Origin of the sequence: Lacimicrobium sp. SS2-24, assembly GCF_002201535.1 — a bacterium.
Classification (GTDB): domain Bacteria; phylum Pseudomonadota; class Gammaproteobacteria; order Enterobacterales; family Alteromonadaceae; genus Lacimicrobium.
In genome coordinates this window covers 596095-617036 of the sequence record NZ_NIWW01000001.1, presented here as the reverse complement: position 1 = coordinate 617036, position 20942 = coordinate 596095, and the positions used below count along the sequence as shown (strand labels likewise).

General features: G+C 52.1%; 22 protein-coding genes. 11 read left to right on the top strand and 11 right to left on the bottom strand.

Annotated elements, in window-relative coordinates; genetic code table 11:
* Positions 1-11 precede the first annotated feature (11 nt).
* A complete protein-coding gene (locus tag CCY32_RS02760) occupies positions 12-608 on the bottom strand; it encodes a PilZ domain-containing protein (protein ID WP_088329021.1) in 597 nt (198 codons plus the stop codon).
* 110 nt (positions 609-718) lie between these two features.
* Here CCY32_RS02760 and CCY32_RS02755 point away from each other — a divergent pair, with 110 nt between their 5' ends.
* From CCY32_RS02755 to CCY32_RS02740, 4 genes are all read left to right on the top strand, one after another.
* Positions 719-1927 carry a lipoprotein-releasing ABC transporter permease subunit gene (locus tag CCY32_RS02755; protein WP_088329020.1) on the top strand — a complete coding sequence of 403 codons (1209 nt, stop codon included), beginning with the start codon at positions 719-721 and terminating at the stop codon, positions 1925-1927.
* Positions 1928-1935: 8 nt separating this feature from the next.
* Complete coding sequence (gene lolD / locus CCY32_RS02750) at positions 1936-2619, top strand: lipoprotein-releasing ABC transporter ATP-binding protein LolD (RefSeq protein ID WP_088329019.1); 684 nt, start codon at positions 1936-1938, stop codon at positions 2617-2619.
* On the top strand, positions 2616-3854 hold the full coding sequence (locus CCY32_RS02745) for a lipoprotein-releasing ABC transporter permease subunit (RefSeq protein ID WP_246840505.1): 1239 nt from the start codon (positions 2616-2618) through the stop codon (positions 3852-3854). Before lolD ends, CCY32_RS02745 begins: the two co-directional genes overlap by 4 nt.
* Positions 3855-4098: 244 nt before the next feature.
* Positions 4099-4356: a hypothetical protein gene (locus CCY32_RS02740; protein WP_141096163.1), complete on the top strand. Its 258-nt coding sequence runs from the start codon at positions 4099-4101 to the stop codon at positions 4354-4356.
* Positions 4357-4500: 144 nt separating this feature from the next.
* Here CCY32_RS02740 and CCY32_RS02735 read toward each other — a convergent pair whose 3' ends face one another.
* Complete coding sequence (locus CCY32_RS02735; protein WP_088329017.1) at positions 4501-5172, bottom strand: DUF599 domain-containing protein; 672 nt, start codon at positions 5170-5172, stop codon at positions 4501-4503.
* A gap of 85 nt (positions 5173-5257) precedes the next feature.
* Here CCY32_RS02735 and CCY32_RS02730 point away from each other — a divergent pair, with 85 nt between their 5' ends.
* The 3 genes from CCY32_RS02730 (at position 5258) to CCY32_RS02720 (ending at position 9039) form a co-directional block, all read left to right on the top strand.
* Positions 5258-6190: a tRNA-dihydrouridine synthase gene (locus CCY32_RS02730; protein ID WP_088329016.1), complete on the top strand. Its 933-nt coding sequence runs from the start codon at positions 5258-5260 to the stop codon at positions 6188-6190.
* A 222-nt stretch (positions 6191-6412) separates the two neighbouring features.
* On the top strand, positions 6413-7771 hold the full coding sequence (locus CCY32_RS02725; RefSeq protein ID WP_246840521.1) for an amidohydrolase: 1359 nt from the start codon (positions 6413-6415) through the stop codon (positions 7769-7771).
* Complete coding sequence (locus CCY32_RS02720; RefSeq protein WP_088329014.1) at positions 7768-9039, top strand: amidohydrolase family protein; 1272 nt, start codon at positions 7768-7770, stop codon at positions 9037-9039. The genes CCY32_RS02725 and CCY32_RS02720 overlap by 4 nt, the downstream gene beginning before the upstream one ends.
* 42 nt (positions 9040-9081) lie before the next feature.
* On the opposite strand, the gene CCY32_RS02715 is transcribed toward CCY32_RS02720, so the two are convergent.
* Positions 9082-9267: a hypothetical protein gene (locus CCY32_RS02715; RefSeq protein WP_088329013.1), complete on the bottom strand. Its 186-nt coding sequence runs from the start codon at positions 9265-9267 to the stop codon at positions 9082-9084.
* 89 nt (positions 9268-9356) lie between these two features.
* The gene (locus CCY32_RS02710; RefSeq protein ID WP_348638933.1) at positions 9357-9980 is read right to left on the bottom strand and encodes an arylesterase; all 624 of its coding nucleotides are present in this window, start codon (positions 9978-9980) and stop codon (positions 9357-9359) included.
* 22 nt (positions 9981-10002) lie between these two features.
* Between CCY32_RS02710 and CCY32_RS02705 the strand changes: the two genes are divergently transcribed.
* On the top strand, positions 10003-10704 hold the full coding sequence (locus CCY32_RS02705; RefSeq protein ID WP_088329012.1) for an ABC transporter ATP-binding protein: 702 nt from the start codon (positions 10003-10005) through the stop codon (positions 10702-10704).
* Positions 10694-13219 (top strand): FtsX-like permease family protein, encoded by a 2526-nt coding sequence (locus CCY32_RS02700; protein WP_088329011.1) that lies wholly within the window; start codon positions 10694-10696, stop codon positions 13217-13219. The genes CCY32_RS02705 and CCY32_RS02700 overlap by 11 nt, the downstream gene beginning before the upstream one ends.
* A gap of 68 nt (positions 13220-13287) precedes the next feature.
* Here the strand turns inward: CCY32_RS02700 and CCY32_RS02695 are convergent, their stop codons facing one another.
* Both CCY32_RS02695 and folX read right to left on the bottom strand, forming a co-directional pair.
* Positions 13288-14184 carry a TIGR01777 family oxidoreductase gene (locus CCY32_RS02695; protein ID WP_088329010.1) on the bottom strand — a complete coding sequence of 299 codons (897 nt, stop codon included), beginning with the start codon at positions 14182-14184 and terminating at the stop codon, positions 13288-13290.
* A gap of 21 nt (positions 14185-14205) precedes the next feature.
* Positions 14206-14574: a dihydroneopterin triphosphate 2'-epimerase gene (gene folX / locus CCY32_RS02690; RefSeq protein WP_088329009.1), complete on the bottom strand. Its 369-nt coding sequence runs from the start codon at positions 14572-14574 to the stop codon at positions 14206-14208.
* A gap of 104 nt (positions 14575-14678) precedes the next feature.
* Between folX and CCY32_RS02685 the strand changes: the two genes are divergently transcribed.
* On the top strand, positions 14679-15728 hold the full coding sequence (locus tag CCY32_RS02685; RefSeq protein WP_088329008.1) for an AI-2E family transporter: 1050 nt from the start codon (positions 14679-14681) through the stop codon (positions 15726-15728).
* Here CCY32_RS02685 and CCY32_RS02680 read toward each other — a convergent pair.
* The 4 genes from CCY32_RS02680 to CCY32_RS02665 all read right to left on the bottom strand — a co-directional run bounded on the left by CCY32_RS02680 (position 15681) and on the right by CCY32_RS02665 (position 18539).
* Positions 15681-17006 carry an ATP-binding protein gene (locus CCY32_RS02680; RefSeq protein WP_088329007.1) on the bottom strand — a complete coding sequence of 442 codons (1326 nt, stop codon included), beginning with the start codon at positions 17004-17006 and terminating at the stop codon, positions 15681-15683. The genes CCY32_RS02685 and CCY32_RS02680 overlap by 48 nt on opposite strands.
* A complete protein-coding gene (locus CCY32_RS02675) occupies positions 17003-17677 on the bottom strand; it encodes a response regulator transcription factor (protein WP_088329006.1) in 675 nt (224 codons plus the stop codon). The genes CCY32_RS02680 and CCY32_RS02675 overlap by 4 nt, the downstream gene beginning before the upstream one ends.
* 29 nt (positions 17678-17706) lie before the next feature.
* Positions 17707-17976 carry a PepSY domain-containing protein gene (locus CCY32_RS02670; protein WP_088329239.1) on the bottom strand — a complete coding sequence of 90 codons (270 nt, stop codon included), beginning with the start codon at positions 17974-17976 and terminating at the stop codon, positions 17707-17709.
* Positions 17977-18140: 164 nt separating this feature from the next.
* Positions 18141-18539 (bottom strand): hypothetical protein, encoded by a 399-nt coding sequence (locus tag CCY32_RS02665; RefSeq protein WP_141096162.1) that lies wholly within the window; start codon positions 18537-18539, stop codon positions 18141-18143.
* Between the two features lie 157 nt (positions 18540-18696).
* Here CCY32_RS02665 and CCY32_RS02660 point away from each other — a divergent pair, with 157 nt between their 5' ends.
* Complete coding sequence (locus CCY32_RS02660) at positions 18697-19389, top strand: 1-acyl-sn-glycerol-3-phosphate acyltransferase (RefSeq protein ID WP_168171413.1); 693 nt, start codon at positions 18697-18699, stop codon at positions 19387-19389.
* Positions 19390-19482: 93 nt separating this feature from the next.
* Here CCY32_RS02660 and CCY32_RS02655 read toward each other — a convergent pair whose 3' ends face one another.
* Positions 19483-20856 carry an L-serine ammonia-lyase gene (locus CCY32_RS02655; RefSeq protein ID WP_088329003.1) on the bottom strand — a complete coding sequence of 458 codons (1374 nt, stop codon included), beginning with the start codon at positions 20854-20856 and terminating at the stop codon, positions 19483-19485.
* Positions 20857-20942: the final 86 nt, after the last annotated feature.

The following is a 20942-nucleotide window of genomic DNA, read 5'->3' as shown; positions in this document are numbered from 1 at the left end:
ACCGTGACCGGTTAATTGTTTTGATGTGCCTGTTTGCGTTTTTTCAACTGTTGGGTCTGCAGGTGCAGGCTTGCCCTTACCAGCAATTCCTGATCCTCTTCTCTGATGCGGCTGAAAAACAGCGAGATATGGTACTGATCTTCGATTTTCTCGCAAGCGATAACTTCCCCGTAGCAGAAAACCCCGCAGGCTTCTTCTTCCAGAAACAGACGCAATTCACATTGTTGCTGCAGGGGTACCGGTTTATCGCTGATCAGGATCAATCCGCCTCCGCCAAATGCCGCCGTGCGATACTGGTGCTCTTCTGCCATTTGCTGCTGCAACACATAGGACATCATTAAATCAATTTTGCGGGATTGATGATTCAGGAAGCTCACCAGTTCTGCCGCATGCTCGCCGAGATTACGCAGCGGTCTCAGTGCTGCGGTTTCCAGTGCTGACATTTCACTGGCTATGCGAAAAGCGTAGGGCATCGCATCATTGAGCTTTTCGGGTTCCGGCAGTACGAAGTCTTCGCCCAGTTCACGCATGCTCGCCTGAATAGGATGCTTAATCCGGAAAAAATCATCAAATTGCTGCTGTTTCTGCTCCAGCGTCAGCTTTTCCATGGGAACTCCAATGAGATGCGGGCCTTGATTGTGCCCTAGCTTACACCTATTATCGGCCAACAATAAATATCCAGCCTCTGTCAGGCTCCATTCTGGCCCTAATTAATATCGTGTATTACCCCGTTTCCGCATTCATTGGCTTACGTTATGCCAGAGCCAGCAAAGGCAATCCTTTTATTGCTTTTATCAATCTGTTTTCGGTGGCAGGCATAGCGCTTGGCCTGGCGGCACTGATTACTACATCGTCGGTGATGAACGGCTTTGAAGCGGATCTGAAGACGCGCATTCTGGGTATTACACCACACTTTGTTGTCGACACGCGCCACATTGACAGCGCCGCGCAGGCCTCGCTGCTAAATCTTCCTGAAGTCCGAGCGGCCTCATTATTGATTGAATCTGAGGGACTGTTGCAATCTCCCGTGGGGTTGCGCGGGGTAAAGGTGCAGGCCGTTAACCCGGCGGAACTGCCGGAGGATGATATCATTCTTAGTAACATGGTCGCCGGTGCGCCGCAGGATTTGGTGTCGGGACAGTACGGTATGATAATTGGGCGGCCTCTGGCGCTGGCGTTGTCTCTGGGAATAGGGGATTCGGTCAGACTGATGTCCGCCGATGCCAGTGTTTTTACTCCCTTTGGGCGTATGCCGAGTCAGCGTCAGTTTACGGTAACCGGTTTATTTGATGTGGGCTCTGAGCTGGACGACAAAGTGGTGTGGATCCACCTTGATGATGGAGCCAGACTATTACGCAGTGCCACGCAAGATAGGGCGCAAACCCGATTGTATCTGGACGATCCCTTCGCCTGGACTCAGGTCAAAGCGGTATTAGATGAAAAAGGACTGAGCAGCGAAAACTGGCGTGAACGCCAGGGCCCCTTGTTTGATGCGGTGAAAATGGAGAAAAACATGATGTCTTTGATGTTGATGCTGATCATCGCCGTGGCCGCTTTCAACATTGTCTCGTCCCTGGTCATGGTGGTGACCGAAAAACACGGTGATATCGCCATCTTGCGCACTCAGGGCATGACTACAGGGGCGCTGATGAGTATTTTTATGCTCAACGGATTATATAACGGGGTCAAAGGCACGCTGATGGGACTGCTATTGGGGTCATTGTTAACCTGGCAACTGAATAACTTGCTGGGGCTGGCGGGCGTTCAGGTTATGCCCGGCCCGGGAGCCGGCCTGCCTGTCGATTTGCAGTGGCCTCAGGTCAGCGCAATGGTCTTGCTGTCTCTGGCGCTCTGCGTGGTTGCCACCTTGTATCCGGCGATGCGTGCGATTGCCGTTCAGCCGGCCGATGCGCTGCGTGCAGAATAGGGAAAAACATGTCTGAAGAAAAATTATTAGAGTGCGTACAACTGTGCAAGCATTACGATGAAGGTCCGGTTGCAGTAGAGGTGTTGAACAATATCAGTTTCTCCCTGGCACGGGGTGAACAACTTGCCGTGGTCGGCAGCTCCGGCTCCGGTAAAAGTACCCTGCTACATCTGTTAGGCGCGCTGGATACACCCAGTTCAGGAAACGTACTGTTCAAGGGCCAGGATATCTACCGTTTTAACACCCGTCAGCAAGCGCAGTTCAGAAATCGCAGTCTCGGCTTTATTTATCAGTTTCATCATTTGCTGCCAGAGTTTACGGCGCTGGAAAATGTAGCCATGCCATTGTTGATTTCCCGTACCTCTGCCGCACAGGCAGCCGAGCAGGCTGCCAGCATGCTGGATAAGGTGGGACTGGCACATCGCGGCTCACATCGCCCCGCTCAGCTTTCAGGGGGAGAGCGACAACGGGTCGCTATTGCCCGGGCACTGGTTAACGCTCCTGCACTGGTACTTGCTGATGAGCCCACCGGAAATCTGGATAATAAGACAGCAGAGGGAGTGTACGAATTACTGCGGGGCCTGACGCGGGATCTGGGAACCAGTTTTATCGTGGTCACCCATGATTTACATTTGGCTGAGCGACTCGACCGTGCGCTGACGTTGCATGAGGGGAAGCTGATTTCCTCATGAGCATGTTATCAGTACAACTGGCCTGGCGATTTCGTCAGGGTAAAGGCCAGAATGGCTTTGCCTCCTTCATATCCGCGTCATCAACTGTGGGTATCGCACTTGGCTGTTTTGTGATGATTTTGCTGTTATCTGTCATGAATGGCTTTGAAAAAGAATTAAAAGAGCGACTTCTTGGTGTTATTCCTCATGGCGAACTGATCGCTGTTTCGGCAGATGGGATGCGCCAGTGGCAACAGCACCAACAGGCTCTACAACAAGACCCTCGTATCGCTTACCTTGCGCCTGTTACCAAGATGATGGCCATGATTCAGACCGGTAATAAAATGAAAGCCGTTGAAGTCACCGGTATTCAGGCCCGGACATTAGCCGAGTCGCGCCTGCAAGGTATGACGACGGAGATGCAATGGCAACAATTTGTGTCTGCACAAAACAGCATATTGCTGGGGCAGGGGGTCATGGAAAAACTTGAGGTCTCGCCCGGCTCAAAGGTGCAGTTGCTGATGCCCCAGCAAAGTCTGCAAGGAGGCTTTAAACCGCCCAGGTCGGTCTGGTTTGAGGTGGCCGGTAGTGTGCGGATTGGTGGCGAGCTGGATAATCATATGGCCATGATCCATTTACAGCAGGCGTCAGATATTCTTGGCGTTAAATCCGGTGCACAGGGACTCGAGTTTGGCTTCGATGATCCTTTCGATGCGCCGGCGCTGATGCAAGAGCTGGGGTTTGCCTTTGATCAACATGTGTATATTTCAGACTGGACGCGCACCCAGGGGCACCTCTACAAAGACATTCAACTGGTGCGGGCTGTAGTGTATCTGGCATTAACGCTGCTGATTGCCGTGGCCTGTTTTAATATCGTATCCACACTGGTGATGGCGGTGAACGACAAAAGGCATGAGATTGCCATGCTTAAAACGTTGGGCGCAAGGGACGGTCTGATTGTCCAGAGCTTTATGTTGCAGGGTATTTTTAATGGCATCATCGGCACGGCGGTGGGTATTGCCAGTGGCGTGGTCGTATCGGTCTACCTTTCTGAAATTGCCTTGTGGCTGGAGCAGATCATTGGCATGCAGTTATTGTCCGGTGACATCTACTTTATCGATTTTCTGCCTTCTCAGGTGAATAGCTCCGAAGTCATTATTACCGCGGTTATCGCACTGTCGCTGAGCGTGCTTGCCACCCTGTATCCGGCATTTAAAGCTGCCCGTATTGAGCCTGCAAAAGTACTCAACCATTAAAAAAACAGCGGACATTCCCTTTTCTGAAACTAAAGTGTTGGACTGTTTCTTGCTTATTTTTCCTCCGTTTTGTTAAAAAATAAGATTAACGTCAATAACATGTCTTGTGCGGGGGAATACCATGAGGGCGGACAGGGGAGTCAGGATCTGGTTAATTGGACTGACGGTAGCTTGTTATCTTGTTCAGGGAATAATAATTAACCCATTGTTTCCATGGGTAATTTCTCCTTTGATGGTGGCCTGGTTGTGGTTGAAACACGAACGTAGCCTGGCAGAAGAGGGCAAATACTCTGAGGTCAGAGGTTTCATCGCCGGCACCAGTATAGCCTTGATGTATGGACATGGCTCCTGGCTGTGGCAAGAGGGTGTAAACCCCTTCAGCCTTACCGGTATTAATATGGCGTTTGTGATGATGCCCTTGTATGCCTTTGGCCTTGGTGCTTTGGGTGCCTTTATCGGCCATACCGCAGCGCGCTTTCGCAATCATTCCTGCCCCAAGTAAGTGTAAAATATGATGACAGCGCGTCAGTAGTCCCCCAGAGAGTGCGCACCCGCACTGACTGTTGCTAGCCTTTACACAACTACCCCATCTTTTTTGCAGCGTATAGCCTGTTCAGGCAATCACGATTCACATCACCCTGTACCCTTATTCTTTCAGTGCCTTTAAAACTTTGGAGTGGAACTCCCGCAGGTAGAGAATGACCATGGTAATCACGCAGGCAAGCATAAACAGCCTTGCGTCTACAAACCAGGTCAGGGTTGAGAGTGAAAAATAGATAGAACGCAGGCCGTAGTTAAAAGAATGGCCTGCCTGATCAATCACTTTGGCGGCGCGATTGGCATAATCTTGCACGTCCTCTTCACTGAGTTTACGTCCGTCCGGCGCGGCGCCAACCAGTACCCCGGCAAAGCCATATTGGCGCAATGACCAGGTAAACTGGAAAAAGGCGAACACGAAGATGGCGACCAATAACAGCAGTTTAAGCTGAATTTGCAGGTGTGTATTGGGAGAGGACAGTGCCAGCTGTGCCAACATGACACTGAGTTTTTCCACTGAGGCCATGGCTGTGAGCAAGCCTGCCAGTATCAGCAATGAACTGGAAGCAAAAAAGGTGATGTTACGCTCCAGTGTGGAGATGATAGAGACATCGGCCACCCGGTTTTCCCGTTGTAACATCTGCACCATCCATTGGTTGCGCTTACCTCTGAGTTCGGCCGCCAGACAATGCCTGAACCGGGCCTGTTTTTTGGCAAACAGGGTATAGCCGATCCAAATGATAAAAAACCAGCCAATGGCGAGGAAATCTAATAATGTCATCTAAGAATTGTCTGTACTGTCAGCACGTAGCTGACATGCTACACTGCGCGTCTTTTCAGACCAAGTGAATTCCGGCTAACCACAGATGCAGATTTCTCTGGCCCCGATGGAAGGGGTAGTTGATCATTTAATGCGCGATATGCTCACACGAATTGGCGGCTTTGACTTGTGCATTACTGAATTCGTGCGCGTGGTGGATCAGCTATTACCGGCCAAAGTGTTTTATCGGTTGTGCCCTGAACTGCATACTCAGGGCTGCACTCCGGCCGGTACGCCCGTGCGGGTGCAGTTACTGGGTCAGGATCCACAATGTCTGGCTGACAATGCGGTGCGGGCGTTGGAGCTGGGCTCTCATGGTATTGACCTTAACTTTGGCTGTCCGGCCAAAACCGTCAATAAAAGCAAAGGGGGCGCCGTTCTGCTCAAGGAAACCCAGGCGCTATATACCATTGTCAGTGCCGTCAGAGCGGGCGTGGGGCCGACGCAAACTGTGACCGCTAAAATGCGCCTGGGGTTTGAGGATAAATCTCTGGCTATCGATAATGCGCTGGCGCTGGAAGCTGCAGGGGCTGATCTGATTACGGTGCATGCCAGAACCAAGGTTGAGGGTTACAAGCCGCCTGCCTATTGGGAATGGATCGCACGGATTCGTGAACAGGTGAGTATTCCTGTGGTGGCCAACGGTGAAATATGGAGTGCGGCCGATGCACTGGCCTGTCAGCAGCAGTCCCGGTGCGACGATATTATGCTGGGACGTGGTGCACTGGCACTACCTAATCTGGCACAGGTCATCCGTGGCGCCGAGCCGATGAGCTGGACGCAGGTTAAGGTGCTGTTGGCAGATTACTCCGGGTATGAGATTTACGGCGACAAAGGACGCTATTACCCGAATCGTCTGAAGCAGTGGCTTGGCTATCTGAAACGTCAGTACAGTGGTGCTGATCTGCTGTTTAATCAGATTCGCACCTTGAAAACGGCGCAGCAGATTTTGCCTTATCTGCAGCAGACTCAACCGTGATTTACGCGGCTCTGTCGCAGACATATTGATCCCCGCTCGATTATTTGCTCTAAATAGACTTAGCAATTCAAGCTGCCAGGCTGAATGTCGGAATGACAGGTCTGCGCGCTGTGTTCTATGATTTAGTGCATTCCCAGAGAATGGCGCTGTTTACCTACCTTAGAGGATAATAACTATATGCAAGGTTCCCCCCGTTTTTTATTTGCGGCCCTGTCGCTGGCCATGCTTGCGGCCTGCGGTCAACAGGCCAGTGATGAACAACCCCCTCTGGTTGAGATTGACAAAGATCCCTATCCCAGCACCTATACGCCGTTACCTTCAGTCACCACTGCCATTACCAATGTGACGTTGCTAGATGGTATTGGCGGTCAGATTGAAGGCGCGTCGGTGCTGTTTGAACAGGGTAAAGTGGTGGCTGTGGGCACTGATATCGCGATCCCGGACAACGCCGAAATCATTGATGGCAGTGGTAAGTGGGTGACACCAGGCATTATTGATGTGCACAGTCATCTCGGGGTCTATCCCTCGCCCGGTACCCATTCTCATTCTGACGGTAATGAAATGACCAAGCCGGTAACTGCCGGGGTTTGGGCCGAGCATTCCATCTGGGTGCAGGACGCCGGCTTTAGTCGTGCGTTGGCTGGCGGGGTAACGGCGTTGCAAATCCTGCCCGGGTCAGCCAATCTGGTGGGTGGTCGCGCGGTGACGGTCAAGAATCTGCCCGGCAGAACCATGCAGTCGATGAAATTTCCTGACGCACCCTATGGCATGAAAATGGCGTGTGGTGAAAACCCTAAACGGGTGTATGGCGACAAAGGCGGCCCGGCTACCCGTATGGGAAATGTTGCGGGCTACCGTCAGGCCTGGGCCGATGCACAGGATTACAAGCGTAAATGGGAGAAATACCGCGAAGAACATGAGGCCGGAAAGAATCCGACGCCACCTAAACGGGATCTGACCATGGACAGTCTGGTGGGTGTGCTCGATGGCGAGATTATGGTGCATATGCACTGCTATCGCGCCGATGAAATGGCGATTATGATGGATTTGATGAAGGAGTTTAATTACCAGATTGCCTCATTCCAGCATGCCGTGGAAGCTTATAAGATTACCGATCTGCTGGCAGAAAATAATGTCTGCTCTGCCATGTGGGCTGACTGGTGGGGATTCAAAATGGAAGCTTACGACGGTATCCGCGAAAATGTGCCCATGGTTCATCAGGGCGGTGCCTGCGCGATTGTTCACTCCGATGATGACCTGGGTATTCAGCGCCTGAATCAGGAGGCCGCTAAGGCGCTTGGAGATGGCTTACGCGCTGGTATCGACATTTCCAAAGCTGAAGCCTGGCAGTGGTTGTCGGCAAACCCGGCGAAATCTCTGGGTATCTTCGACCAGACAGGTTCACTGGAAGCGGGTAAAAACGCTGACATCGTCCTATGGAGTACCGATCCTTTTTCCACTTACGCTCAGGCCGAGCGGGTCTATATCGATGGTGGTCTGGCGTATGACCGCCAGGATCCGGCAAGCTGGCCGGTACAGGATTTTGAATTGGGTCAACCTGGTGAAGGAGATGTGAAATGAAAAAGCTGGCGATTGCATTAATAACAGCACTGGGTTGTGGGGCAGTTCAGGCACAAAACATTGCTATTGTGGGCGGCTACGTGCATACCCTGTCAGAACAGGGCAGTATCGAAAAAGGCATGGTTCTGATCAAAGACGGGCGTATCGAGGCGGTCAATGAACGCCAGGATGCTCCGGCAGGTTATCGGGTCATCGATGCCACGGGCAAAGTGGTGACACCTGGCCTCATCGGCGCCTTTACCTCATTGGGACTGGTTGAAGTAGGGATGTCTGCAGGCACTGTCGACGCCAGCGCAGAAAGCCAGGATTACGCGCCTTATGGTGCAGCGATAGATGTCAGTTATGCCTTTAACCCTGATTCGACACTGATTCCGGTGACCCGTATTGAGGGATTCACGCTGGCCGCATCGGGAATGTCATCAACCCACAGTTTGTTTGGCGGTCAGGGAGCCGTGTTCAGCCTCGGTATCGACGAGAGTCTGGTCAAGCCACGAGCCTTTATGACCGTGGCCGTTGATCATGGTGGTGCTGATGATAACGGTGGCAGTCGCGCAGTATTGTGGCCCAAACTACTCAGTGCGCTTGCTGAGGCAAGTGCATTGCAGGGTAACCCGCTGACACCTAAGGATGACTGGCACGGGGCTCTTAGCAAAGAAGACGCTAACGCCCTGTTACCCGTAGTGGCCGGTGATATGCCCTTGTTTATCGATGCAAGGCGCAAATCAGACATCCTTCAGGTTATCGCCCTCAAACAAGACTATCCTCAGCTTCAACTGGTGCTGCTGTACGCCACGGAGGGCTGGCGGGTAGCCAAAGATATTGCGGCGGCGAAGATACCGGTGATACTCGACCCGGAAGCCAACCTGCCCGGCAGCTTCGATCAACTTGGGGCCACATTGGCTAATGCGGGGCGCTTAGACGCCGCGGGTGTGAAGGTGTCCATTGGCATGGATACGCACAATTTGCGTTTGGCCACTCAACACGCCGGAAATGCTGTAGCCAATGGTTTACCCTGGCAGCAGGGCCTTGCTGCGCTGACCATCAATCCGGCCCAGTTGTTGGGTGTGGAAAAAGATTACGGCAGCCTGGAATCTGGCAAAGTGGCTGATGTGGTCATTTGGTCAGGAGACCCGTTGCAGGTCATGGAAGCACCAGAAAGGGTGCTGATTAACGGCGAGGAGGTTGAGCTTGAATCTCGACAAACCAAGCTCAGGGACCGCTATCTGACACTCAGTCAGGATAAACCTCAGGGATATGTGAGGCCCTGACCTGTCATAGCATAAAAAAGCCCGTCTTCAGACGGGCTTTTTTTATGCCTGGGTGTTAATAACGCTACCCACCCGTTGCCCGGGATCAGGGGCTTGTGAAGGCGTTTCCAGTCGCGCCACTTCTACTTCTGCCTGGCGCTGCTGCTGGTCAGCCGCCTGAGTTTGCTGTTGAGCGGGCTGGGGTTGAACTGTTTGCACATTGCTGCCAACCGCTGATCCAATTTCCATCACTATTGACCTCGTTGTGTTACCGTCTTTTAATCATAGACCATGTTAGTGGTGTTTGTCCCGATGTTGTCAGCACCTTGAACTGGCTATTAGGGTGCGTCCAGCAACAGCGGCTCAAGCTGGTCCTGCATAAAGCGGGCGATATGTGGCTGGGCCTGCACACTGGGGTGGATGCGATCTTTTTGCATCATGTTGTCCTGCAGGGCAATGTCTGTCAGGAAAAAGGGGATCAGCGGCACGTCGTGCTTATCGGCAAGGGTAGTGAAACTGTCCATAAACATCTGGTTATAGCGTCTGCCGAAGTTGGTGGGAATTTGCATCTGTTGCAGAAACACCTCAGTCCCTTGCGCCTGTGCCAGATTGATCATGTCGGTGATGTTTGCCTGTAGCTTCTTGACCGGATAGCCCCGCAGCCCGTCATTGCCTCCCAGTTCAATCAGCAAGTGTGTGGGACGATGTTGCTCCAGTAACCGGGGCAGACGGGCAAGACCGCCATCGGTGGTTTCACCGCTGACGGCGGCATTGATGACCTTAATGCCTTTTGGGGCCAACGCATTTTGTAACAATGCCACCCAGCCTTGTTCTTGTTGCATACCATAGGCAGCACTTAGACTGTCACCTAAGATCAGTAACCTGAACTGTTCAGCCTTGAGTTGATCTGAAAACAGCAATACGGGTATAAGAACTAGGATAATCTTTACATATGAAAACACAGTGCACAGGACTCCAATAAATATGATTCGAACCAGGGCTATCACAAAAATCGTGAGTACCACCGAAGGCGAACTTCAGATCCTTCAGCCAATCAGTTTTGATGTCAACTCCGGTGAGTCGGTTGCCATTGTCGGTGCGTCCGGTTCGGGCAAGTCTACTTTATTAGGGTTATTGGCCGGATTGGATCAAGTCACCGACGGAGAAATTTTTCTCGATGAAGCCCCCTTGCATAAAATGGACGAAGAAGCCCGAGCCCGCATGCGCGGAGAAAAAGTGGGCTTTATCTTTCAGAGCTTTATGTTGGTACAAAGCCTCACAGCCTTGGAAAATGTGATGCTACCGGCAGAAATCACCGGCCTGGCCAATCCCCGTCAGGCGGCTCTGGAAGCGTTACAGCAAGTAGGGTTGGAGCATCGGGCCAGTCATTACCCTAACCAGCTCAGTGGCGGTGAGCAGCAACGTGTGGCCATAGCCAGAGCCTTTATCACCCGCCCGAAGATTCTGTTTGCTGATGAACCCACTGGCAACCTGGATGCGGCCAATGGCGACAAGGTTGAAAAGCTGCTGTTTGAACTCAATCGTCAGGCGGGCACCACGCTGGTGCTGGTAACCCATGATACAGAGCTGGCACAGCGCTGTGACCGCCAGTTACACATGCATGCGGGTTCACTCACTGAGGAAAGCGAAGAAAAAGCTTCTGCGGAGCAGCGCTATGTCAGCTAATCCCAATGCTGCTGTTCTGACTTTGTCATGGCGTTTATTTCGTCATGAGGCCCGCCGTGGTGAGCTGACGGTGATTTTACTGGCGATCATTTTGTCGGTAGCCGCAGTCTTGTCTTTGTCGCTGTTCAGCGAACGGCTGCAAAGTGCGCTGACAGACCGTACCGCCGAGTTTCTTGCCGCAGATCGCTTATTAGGATCAGACAAACCGGTCCCTGACACCTGGCTTGAACAAGCGCGTACGCAAGGCCTGAACACGGCACAGCGCGTGCAAATGCGCTCTATGGTGTTTGCCAACGACGAACTGATGCTGGCAGATGTGAGGGCGGTGAGTAATGCATACCCACTCAAAGGCACCATCAAGCTGGCAGACCAGCCTTTTGGTCTTGGCAAAGCGGTTGAGACGCTCCCCGGACCGGGTGAAGTGTGGCTGGACTCCCGTTTATTTCAGGTTCTGGGTATTCAACAGGGTGATAAGGTTGAAATCGGGGAGAAAAACTTTGTTGTCAGTGGCGTGATCAGCGAATTGCCTGACGGTGGCTTCAACGTATTTGGTGGCGATCCACTGGTACTCATGCCATTGAGTGACCTGGCAGCAACACGCATCACCGGTCCCGGCAGTCGTACCGATTATGATTATATGTTCAGTGGAGACAGCGCGGCCCTGGATGATTATTACCAGTGGCTGGAACCACAACTGGACAGTGAACTGCATTACTGGCGCTCTGTAGAAGATGATGATTCGCCACTGGGCCGTTCCGTGCGCCGCGCAGAGCAGTATTTCCTTCTGGCCAGCCTGCTTGCCATTGTGCTGGCATCTGTGTCCATCGCGGTCGCGGCGCAGCGCTACAGTCACCGCCATTACGATCCCGTGGCCATCATGAAAACCCTGGGCGCACCGGGGGCCATGGTGCGTAAGATTTACCTGATGCAAATTATTTTTATCGCCACACTGGGCATTGCGCTGGGGGCGGGCATCGGTTTCGCGGCCCAGCATGTGGTCGCCGAACTGATCGCCGATAAAGTCCCGGTGGCACTGGATGCATGGCATTGGCGACCCTTTATCATTGCAGTCTTTACCGGGGTTGTGTGTGCCTTACTGTTTTCCCTTTATCCGCTGATGAAGCTTTTTTCTGTACCGCCATTGCGGGTATTGCGTCGCGATCTCGGTGCCAGTGTCGGTTCCAGAATCAGTCAGTTTATTGCCGCTGGCAGCGCCATCTTTATGCTGATGTGGGCCTACAGTGGCGACCTTAAAATCTCTCTCATCTTGCTGGTCACCGGTTTGATGCTGGCTGCTGCCCTGTTGGTTGTGACTATGGGACTGATCTGGCTGGGTCGCAAATTGGGGCAGGGGCGTATGGGCGCATGGCAACTGGCCTGGGCCAGAATTCAGCGCCGCGCCATGGATAATTCTGTGCAGCTGATCAGCTTCGCCATCACCATCATGCTGTTACTGGTGGTGCTGGTAATGCGCAATGACATGGTTAAACAATGGCAGGAGCAGTTGCCAGAAGGCACGCCGAATTACTTTATGATCAATATTACCGATCAGCAGCGGCCCACAGTTGAATCTCACTTTGAGACCCGTGGCGTGCAGATGGAAAACTTTTATCCTGTGGTCAGGGGGCGTTTTGTTGCCATTAACGATGACACCATCCGCACCGAGGTGACCAAAGAGGATGACGAACGCGGCCGTCGTGGCCTTGGCAGAGAAGCCAATCTGACCTGGAGCAATACCCTGCAACATGAGAACCGGGTGGTGGCCGGCAGCTGGCATGGCGAGCCGGATGATGCACAGCAGCTCTATCAGGTGTCGGTGGAGTCTCAGGTGGCCGAGCGGCTGGATATTCAGCTCGGCGACATGTTGCGATTTAATATTGGCAGTGAAGTGGTGGAGGCACAGGTAGGCAGCCTGCGTGAAGTTAACTGGCAAACCATGCAACCTAACTTTTTCTTTGTGCTTGAGCCCGCAGCCATGGAAGCTTTTTCGCCCACTTATATTACCAGCTTTCATCTGCCCACAGAGCAAAAGGCCCTGCTAGGACAGTTAATGTCGCCGTTTCCTACCGTAACCTTGTTCGACGTGGATGCCCGTATCAATCAGCTGCGCAGTGTTGTGTCGCAGGTGTCACTGGCGGTTGAGTTTATTCTGGTGCTGGTGCTATGTGCGGGCGCACTGGTTCTGGTGGCTCAGGTGCAATCCACCATGGATGAACGTCAGCAGGAACTGGCCATCTTAAGGACGCTGGGAGCCAGGGGACGGATGATCAGAATGAGTGTGATTGCAGAGTTTATTATCATTGGTGTGGTGGCCGGGACCATGGCGGCGCTGGCCAATGAACTGGCCTTATACTTACTGCAAAGTCAGGTGTTTAACATGCAGACTGCCGTGCACTGGCAATACTGGTTGCTGGCACCGCTGACCGGAGCGCTGGTGGTGGGACTGCTCGGTGCCATCAGTTGCTGGCGGCTGTTGTCGCTTAATACCAGTCAGCTGCTCAGAAAAATGGTGTAGTGAGGAGATGGGCGTTGGCCAGCACGCCAACGCCGCGCTCACATCCGCTACATAGGGGGGAAAGCGTCTCACAATTGCAGGCTTTGCAGGGCTTCATTTAAATGCTGGTGCTGAAAGCTAAATCCGGCTTCCTGTAAGCGCTTGGGTAAGACGCGCTGTCCATACAAAAGCAGATCAGACATTTCTCCGAACAGCAATTTCGCCACAAAGGCCGGCATAGGAAACAGACAAGGGCGGTGCAGTGCGCTGGCCAGTGTTTTACTAAATTCGGCATTGGTAACCGGATTTGGCGCGGTGAGGTTGTAGGCACCCTGGCAATCCGGTTGTTCGAGCAGAAATTCTATGGCCGCCACCATGTCACTGATATGGATCCACGACATATATTGCTTTCCGTTGCCCATAGGGCCACCGAGTCCAAGCTTAAACGGGGGGAGCATTTTAACCAGTGCACCACCACGGCGACTCAGCACAATCCCCGTTCTTAACAAACATACCCGCGTCATATCGGACTCAGCCTGCAGGGCAGTCTCTTCCCATTTTTTACACAAGCGGTGACTGAATTCATCATGGCAGTGCTGGTGATACTCGCTGATGATTTCGTCTCCCTGGCGGCCATAGTAGCCAATGGCGGAGCCACTGATGAAGACTTTCGGCGGTTGTGTGCCAGCCTGGCACAGATCCACCAGCTTTTGCGTGATATCCCAGCGGCTATGGCAGATTTTTTCTTTCTGGTTTGTCGTCCAGCGTTTATCTGCAATGGGCTCGCCGGCGAGGTTGATAACAGCATCAAACTCGTCCAGGTTGCTCAGGGATTTGAGTGACGACAGCCAGGTAGCGCGTCGTCCCAGGGCCATTTGTGCCTCTGCCAGATTACGGGTGAGTACCGTAATCTTGTGGCTTTCAGGGAAACGCGAAAGCAATCTGGAACCGATCAATCCGGTTCCGCCTGTCATCAGAATACGCATAATAGTCTCGTTGATTTGGCGTTATTCAAGGTTACCACAAGATAAGCACAGAGAGACGGAATCAGCAAAACGCAGGGCATGGGGCTTATCGACCTCTGCTTCGGCGAAGGTAACCCAGGGATGTTCTGCCGCGATGGCAAGAATCTCTGAGGTGAGCTTTTCCAAAAGAGAAAAGCGATTATGCTCAACCAACTCAATAATACGTTTGGTGATAGTGCGGTAATTGAGTGCATCCTGCATGTCGTCAGAGTTGGTGGCCTGTTCCGCCCGATAGCAAATCTTTACGTTGATGAGCACGTCTTGTTTGTTTTCGATTTCGTCGGGTTTGATACCGATATAGGTACGCAGGCGCAGGTTTTTTATACGGATTATCGCCGGATTTAGCGTCATTTTTATTAACTTCCTCAGTCTGTTAATTCCCAACGCCATTTGCTGTCAAAGCGTCGGTGTTTCTGTTAATTTTGCCATAAGCATTGAATCTTGACTTGTGAATAATGGATATAAAAAACAGCTCCAGTCTAAAAGTGCTGCTGACCATGGCTTCTCTGATAGTGGTTTTGGCAGGCATTAAAGCCGCCAGTGGCATTGTGGTGCCTTTTTTACTTTCTATCTTTATCGCCATTGCCTGCAACCCCATTATCCGGCGTGCATCTGAGTATCGCATTCCCAAGTTGATTTCAGTGCTACTGGTTATACTGATTATCGTCATTTTTGGATTTATGCTGGCGGGATTAGTCGGTCAGTCCATGAACGAATTTACCCTTAATCTGCCCAACTACAAGGCGCAGCTTGCCAATGAACTGGCGTGGGTAGCTTCGCAGCTGTCATCACTGAATATTCAGATTGACCGCAATCAGCTGCTGTCTTATCTCGACCCCGGACTGGCCATGAACATGGCCAGCAATCTGCTGACCAGCCTGGGCTCGGTGATGACCAATTTTTTCCTGATTTTGCTGACCGTGGTCTTTATGCTTTTCGAAGCCGACACGGTACCCAAAAAGGTACATATTGCCCTGGCAGACCCGGCCATGAAAATTCAACAGGTAGACAAGTTTCTCGCCTCAGTGAAAAACTATTTGGTGATTAAGACCCTCATCAGCTTACTCACCGGTACCCTGGTAGGTGTAGTGCTGTACTTTATGGGGCTTGACCACTTTATGCTGTGGGCCGTGCTGGCTTTTCTGCTTAATTACATTCCGAATATCGGCTCGATTCTCGCCGCGGTTCCCCCGGTGCTACTGGCCTTTGTGCAGCTTGGCCCGGCCATGGCCGGTGCAGTGGCGCTGTTTTATATCGCCCTGAACACATTAATGGGCAACATCATTGAGCCTCGCTTTATGGGGCGAGGCCTGGGTCTGTCGACTCTGGTAGTGTTTTTATCCCTGATCTTCTGGGGGTGGCTGCTGGGTACAGTGGGGATGTTGCTGTCGGTGCCGCTGACCATGATCGTCAAGATTGCCCTGGAGTCCACAGAGGGCGGGCGTTGGTTTGCCGTTTTACTTGGTGACGGTGCTGAAACGAACGCGGAAAAGGTTACCTCCTGAGGGCGCATCTTCGATGTCCAGACGGGCGTGGTAGGCAGTAATCAAATCCATAACGATGGTCATGCCAAAGCCCTGTCCACTGGCATAGGAGTCGAGTCGCGTCCCGCGGTTGAGGATCTGCTCACGCTTGTCGGCGGCAATACCAGGACCATCGTCTTCGATGGTCAGGTGTAACGCTTTGCCGTGTTGATGTAACCCTATGATGACCTGTTCCTTTGCGGCTTTGCAGGCGTTGTCCAGTAGATTGCCACACAGCTCCATCAGGTCGGTTTTATCGGCGGCCAGTTCTCCTTCGCTGTCGAGCCTGAGTTCAATGTTAAGGTGTTTGTCAGCATACACTTTATTCATCGCCTGGCTGAGCTGGCGCAACAGTGGGGCAAGTGCCACCTTTTGTTGCCAGCCACTGCCAGCGCCGGCGACGGCACGTTTAAGCTGACGGCTGATGATGTTGTCAATCTGCTCCACCGGCTCACCGGCTGAGGCCATAACCTGTTCGTTACCTTTTAACAGAGCGAGGGGAGTTTTCAGGTTATGGGCCAGATCTCCGAGGCTGTTGTGGTAGCGTTGTCGTTGCTGCAGTTCTGAATCGAGCAAATGATTGAGGCTGCTTTTTAGGCGCTCGAGTTCTGGCGGGAAAGCACCGCTGAGGCGATCGCGGTTACCGGCCTCGGTCTCGCTGATTTGACTAACCAGCTCGCTGATTGGGCGCAGCGCGGCGTACAGGCTGAACACCAACAAGGCGATGAGGAGCACGAAAATCAGCCCCAGCCAGCGCCACAAAGTTGTGCGAAAGGCACCCACCTCCTGATCAAAAAGTTGTCTGTCCTGTAAAATATGAAAAGTGACCGGGAACATGAAACCGGAATCCTCGAATTCAGCGGTATAGCTAAACTGAAAAAAGTGACCCTGTGGTAACTCCGTGGAAATAAATTGCTCTTTCCCTACAACTGGACGTTCCAGCTCGGGGATTTCTGTCCAGCTGAGGGTTGAATTGGACTCCCAGAGGGGCAGTTTATGCATGGATATCATCGCATAGGTGCCTGATCCGGGGATATTCAGACTGTTATTAAACAACTGCTCGGGCATCTGAATTTCACCGCCGATCACTTCAAACTCAGAGATCAGTCCCAGATTCTGTAAGCGCAGTTGCTCTTCCATCGACTGACTCAGACTGTTGCTAAATGCCTGCTCCAGCACCAGTGCCGCAAGGGGAAGAAATATCGTCAGCACCAGAATGGCGGCGACCAGACTGCGCCGCTTCAGCGACCATCTGGTCATAGCTGGCGATTGATCCGATAGCCCCTGCCACGGAGGGTCTCGATGGGCTTGATGCGGTTTTGCGGGTCGAGTTTTTTGCGCAGACGTCCCACAAATACCTCAATCACATTGCTGTCCAGATCAAAGTCCTGATCATAAATATGTTCGGTCAGCTCGGTTTTTGAGACAATTTTACTGGGGTTCATCAGCAGGTATTCCAGTACCCGGTATTCATATGCGGTCAGTTCCACAGCCTGTCCCTCAACAGACACTTCTTCTGAGAGGGTATCCAGCCGAATCGGACCACGTTCAAGAGCCGGATTAGGTTGTCCTGCGGCACGGCGTATCAGTGCCTTGACGCGCGCCAGCAGCTCTTCATTGTAAAAGGGTTTGGTCAGATAATCGTCGGCACCGGCCTCCAGCCCTTCCACTTTTTCCTGCCAACGGTCGCGGGCGGTTAAGATCAGGATCGGGCTGACAATTTTTTGCTGACGTACGCGGCGGATAAGCTCCAGACCATCCAGCTTTGGCAGACCAATATCGATGATCGCCAGGTCATAGGGATACTCGTTAAACAAGTACAACGCTTTTTCACCGTCATCGGCCAGATCCACGCTGTAGCCATTTTCCTGCATTAACCTATCAAGTTGGGTCAACAGGCGACTGTCATCTTCCACAATTAATATTCGCATACCCGCTTCTGCTCCTTTTCAGCCCGTTTTTACTGGCCGTCTCGCTTCTTATCCTTGTTGCTCACCTTGCCGGATTTAGGATCGACGTCCACAGACACTACACGACCGGACTTTTTCAGTACTTTGACTCTGTAGTTGTCTTTGGTGCGATCGACCTTCAGTACCCGTCCATTAACTTGCTGACGGGCTTTTTGCGCGGCACTGGCTTTGTCGATTTGGTCCTGGTCTGTCTCTTTGGCCTGCGGCGCAGCAATGACACACAAGGCACCTAACAATGGCAGTAATTTGACTAATTTCATCTGACTGTTACTCATGATCTGAATCTGCACAACCTGTACTGCCAAAGTGTATCCTGTTATCCAGCATAAGCCCATGGGCTGAATTGAGGCTGAACAGTAAATCAGGCTTGATGGCAGGCACAAAAAAGGGACCCTGAGGTCCCTGTTTGATCATCATCTGACACTCAGGCAAGTGGGTTGTCACAGGTTGCATGAATACTAAACCGCTTGTTGAATGTATACAGGTGCACTGACAGCGACAGGCCTGAAAGCTCCTGCCATAGCTTGGTGTTGTCAGCCTTGGGGCATACTGACTGGCGCAGGTAATCGCGCTGGTATTCTGGTTTCATATCCAGTTTAGCCGGAACCTGAATATAGGCGTCAATACCGCCTTTTACCGCAGTAGCGCCTTGGTAATACCAATCTCCCATCATAAATGAGGTTTTAAAGGTCTGATTGACCCGTTTCAGCGCCATCTCAGGTACATTTTTAGAGGCAGGCACCTGTGCGGCAGTTTCGGCAACGGAAAAGCCCTGCATACAGGCGGTGAGTGTGACACAGAAACAGACTGTGACCGTGGCCATGCACAGACTCTTAATTTGGTTTTTGATATTTACGCTCATTGTTCACCCCAGAACCATTGCTTACAGACAAGATATCGACCGCAAAAAAAATTCCTTGAACAGAACCCCGATTAGATACAATGGTCTGAAAACCATCTCCACAAACCCAGGCTGGAATATGAATAAACTCCTCAGCTTTTTGCTGATGGCAAAAGTAAAAATCCTCGCCCATCTTTTTTATCGGGGCAGGGTTAACTGGTTAAGTGAAAGCAAGGAGGAAGCGCTGGAAGAGGTGCGACTGGTGGTCTTTCTCAATCACACCAGCTTATTTGAGCCATTGTTTATTCGGTTTGCACCCTGGCATTTTGTGTGGAAAATTGCCCACAAGGTGGTGGTGCCGGGGGCCGATATTACGTTGGAGCGTCCCATGACGGGTCGAATTTTAAAGGTGTTGTTACCCGGTTGTATTCCCATTACCCGGCAGCAGGATGAATCCTGGCAACATTTTCTCTCTCATGTCACGGAGGATGTTATTACAGCCATCCTTCCGGAGGGACGCATGAAGCGTCGCAACGGACTGGATAAAGACGGTAACCCGATGACCGTCAGAGGTGGTGTGGCAGACATCCTGACCCGGTTAGACAGCGGTAAACTGCTGTTTGTTTATAGTGGAGGCCTGCATCATGTGCAGGTGCCGGGACAGCGTTTTCCAAAAATATTTAAAACGCTGAGCGTCAATATGGAAGTGCTCGACATTACCGAGTACAAAGCCAGACTGAACAAACAGGGGGAGGGCAGTTTTAAAGTGCGGGTGGTGGAAGACATGAACCATCGTCTGCAACACCATGTACCCAGGAGTAAGGCGTCTTAACCAGATACCGGATATTACTGAAAGAGAAGGGCGCTGGATGCCTGACTATATTGCCCGGATGTTACGGTGCCAGGATAGCCCGCGCCCGTTTCATTAACACTCAATAATATTCACGGCTAAGCCGCCACGGGCCGTCTCTTTATACTTGGATTTCATGTCGTTGCCGGTGTCCCACATGGTCTTGATCACCTTATCCAGTGACACTTTGTGCTCACCTGAACCACGCAGTGCCAGTCGCGCGGCATTAATGGCTTTGATGGCACCCATGGCATTACGCTCAATACAGGGTACCTGCACCAGTCCGCCCACGGGGTCACAGGTTAAACCCAGGTTGTGTTCCATGCCGATTTCGGCGGCATTTTCCACGGCGTTAACACTGCCGCCCATCACTTCGGTGAGCGCGCCGGCGGCCATGGAGCAGGCTACACCCACTTCACCCTGACAGCCAACCTCGGCGCCTGAGATAGAAGCATTTTTCTTATATAAAATGCCAATGGCGGCAGCGGTAAGCAGGTAACGCACCGCCGTGTCTTCATCCACCGGGCGAACAAACTTGTCGAAATAACACAGTACCGCGGGAATGATCCCGGCCGCGCCGTTGGTCGGTGCGGTCACCACTCTGCTGCCTGCGGCATTTTCTTCATTGACGGCCAGCGCAAACAGGTTAACCCAGTCCATGGCCGCCATGGGATCGGCGCTTTTCTCACTTTGCAACTTGCGATATAAATCGGGCGCACGGCGTCTGACTTTCAGCCCACCGGGCAGGATCCCCTCAGTTTGTTTCCCCTTTTCAATACACTCATCCATCACCCGCCAGATGTGCCATAGCTTGGCACGGATGTCTTTTTCGTTCTGAAAAACCTGTTCATTTTTGAGCATCAGTGAGCTGATACGCATGCCACTCTCTTTGCAGTGTCCGAGCAACTCCGCCGCGGTCTCAAAAGGATAGGGGACGGGCTTCTCTTCGTGTTTCAACGCGGTGGCTTTTTCATCCTCGAAATCCTCTTCTTTGATGATGAAACCGCCGCCGATGGAATAGTAGGTCTGGCTGAACAGCACCTCATCGCCGTTGCGGGCACTGAAGATAAGTCCGTTGGAATGGAGTTTGAGGGTCTTGCGCCGGTGAAAAACAATGGCACCTTCGCGCGGAAACTTAATCAGTTTTTCACCATTAAGGTTTAGCTTTTGACTCTGTTCAATCTCTTTGAGCATCTGCTCCACCGCATCCACATCGACGGTTTCGGGATCGTGGCCCAGCAGACCCAGAATTACTGCTTTGCCCGTTCCGTGTCCTTTACCGGTTTGTCCCAATGATCCGCACAGCTCCACTTTAATCCTGTCGACAGAGGTAAACAGGTCGCGGGTTTTGAGTTCTTCTATAAATGCCTTGGCGGCACGCATCGGGCCAACCGTATGGGAGCTGGACGGGCCGATACCAACACTGAACATGTCAAATACACTGATCATAGGGCTCTCTTGATGATTTATCGTTGTTATAGGATGGCGAATTGTGCAGTAAACAACAAACAGACAAAAGTAATCCGTCAGATTAG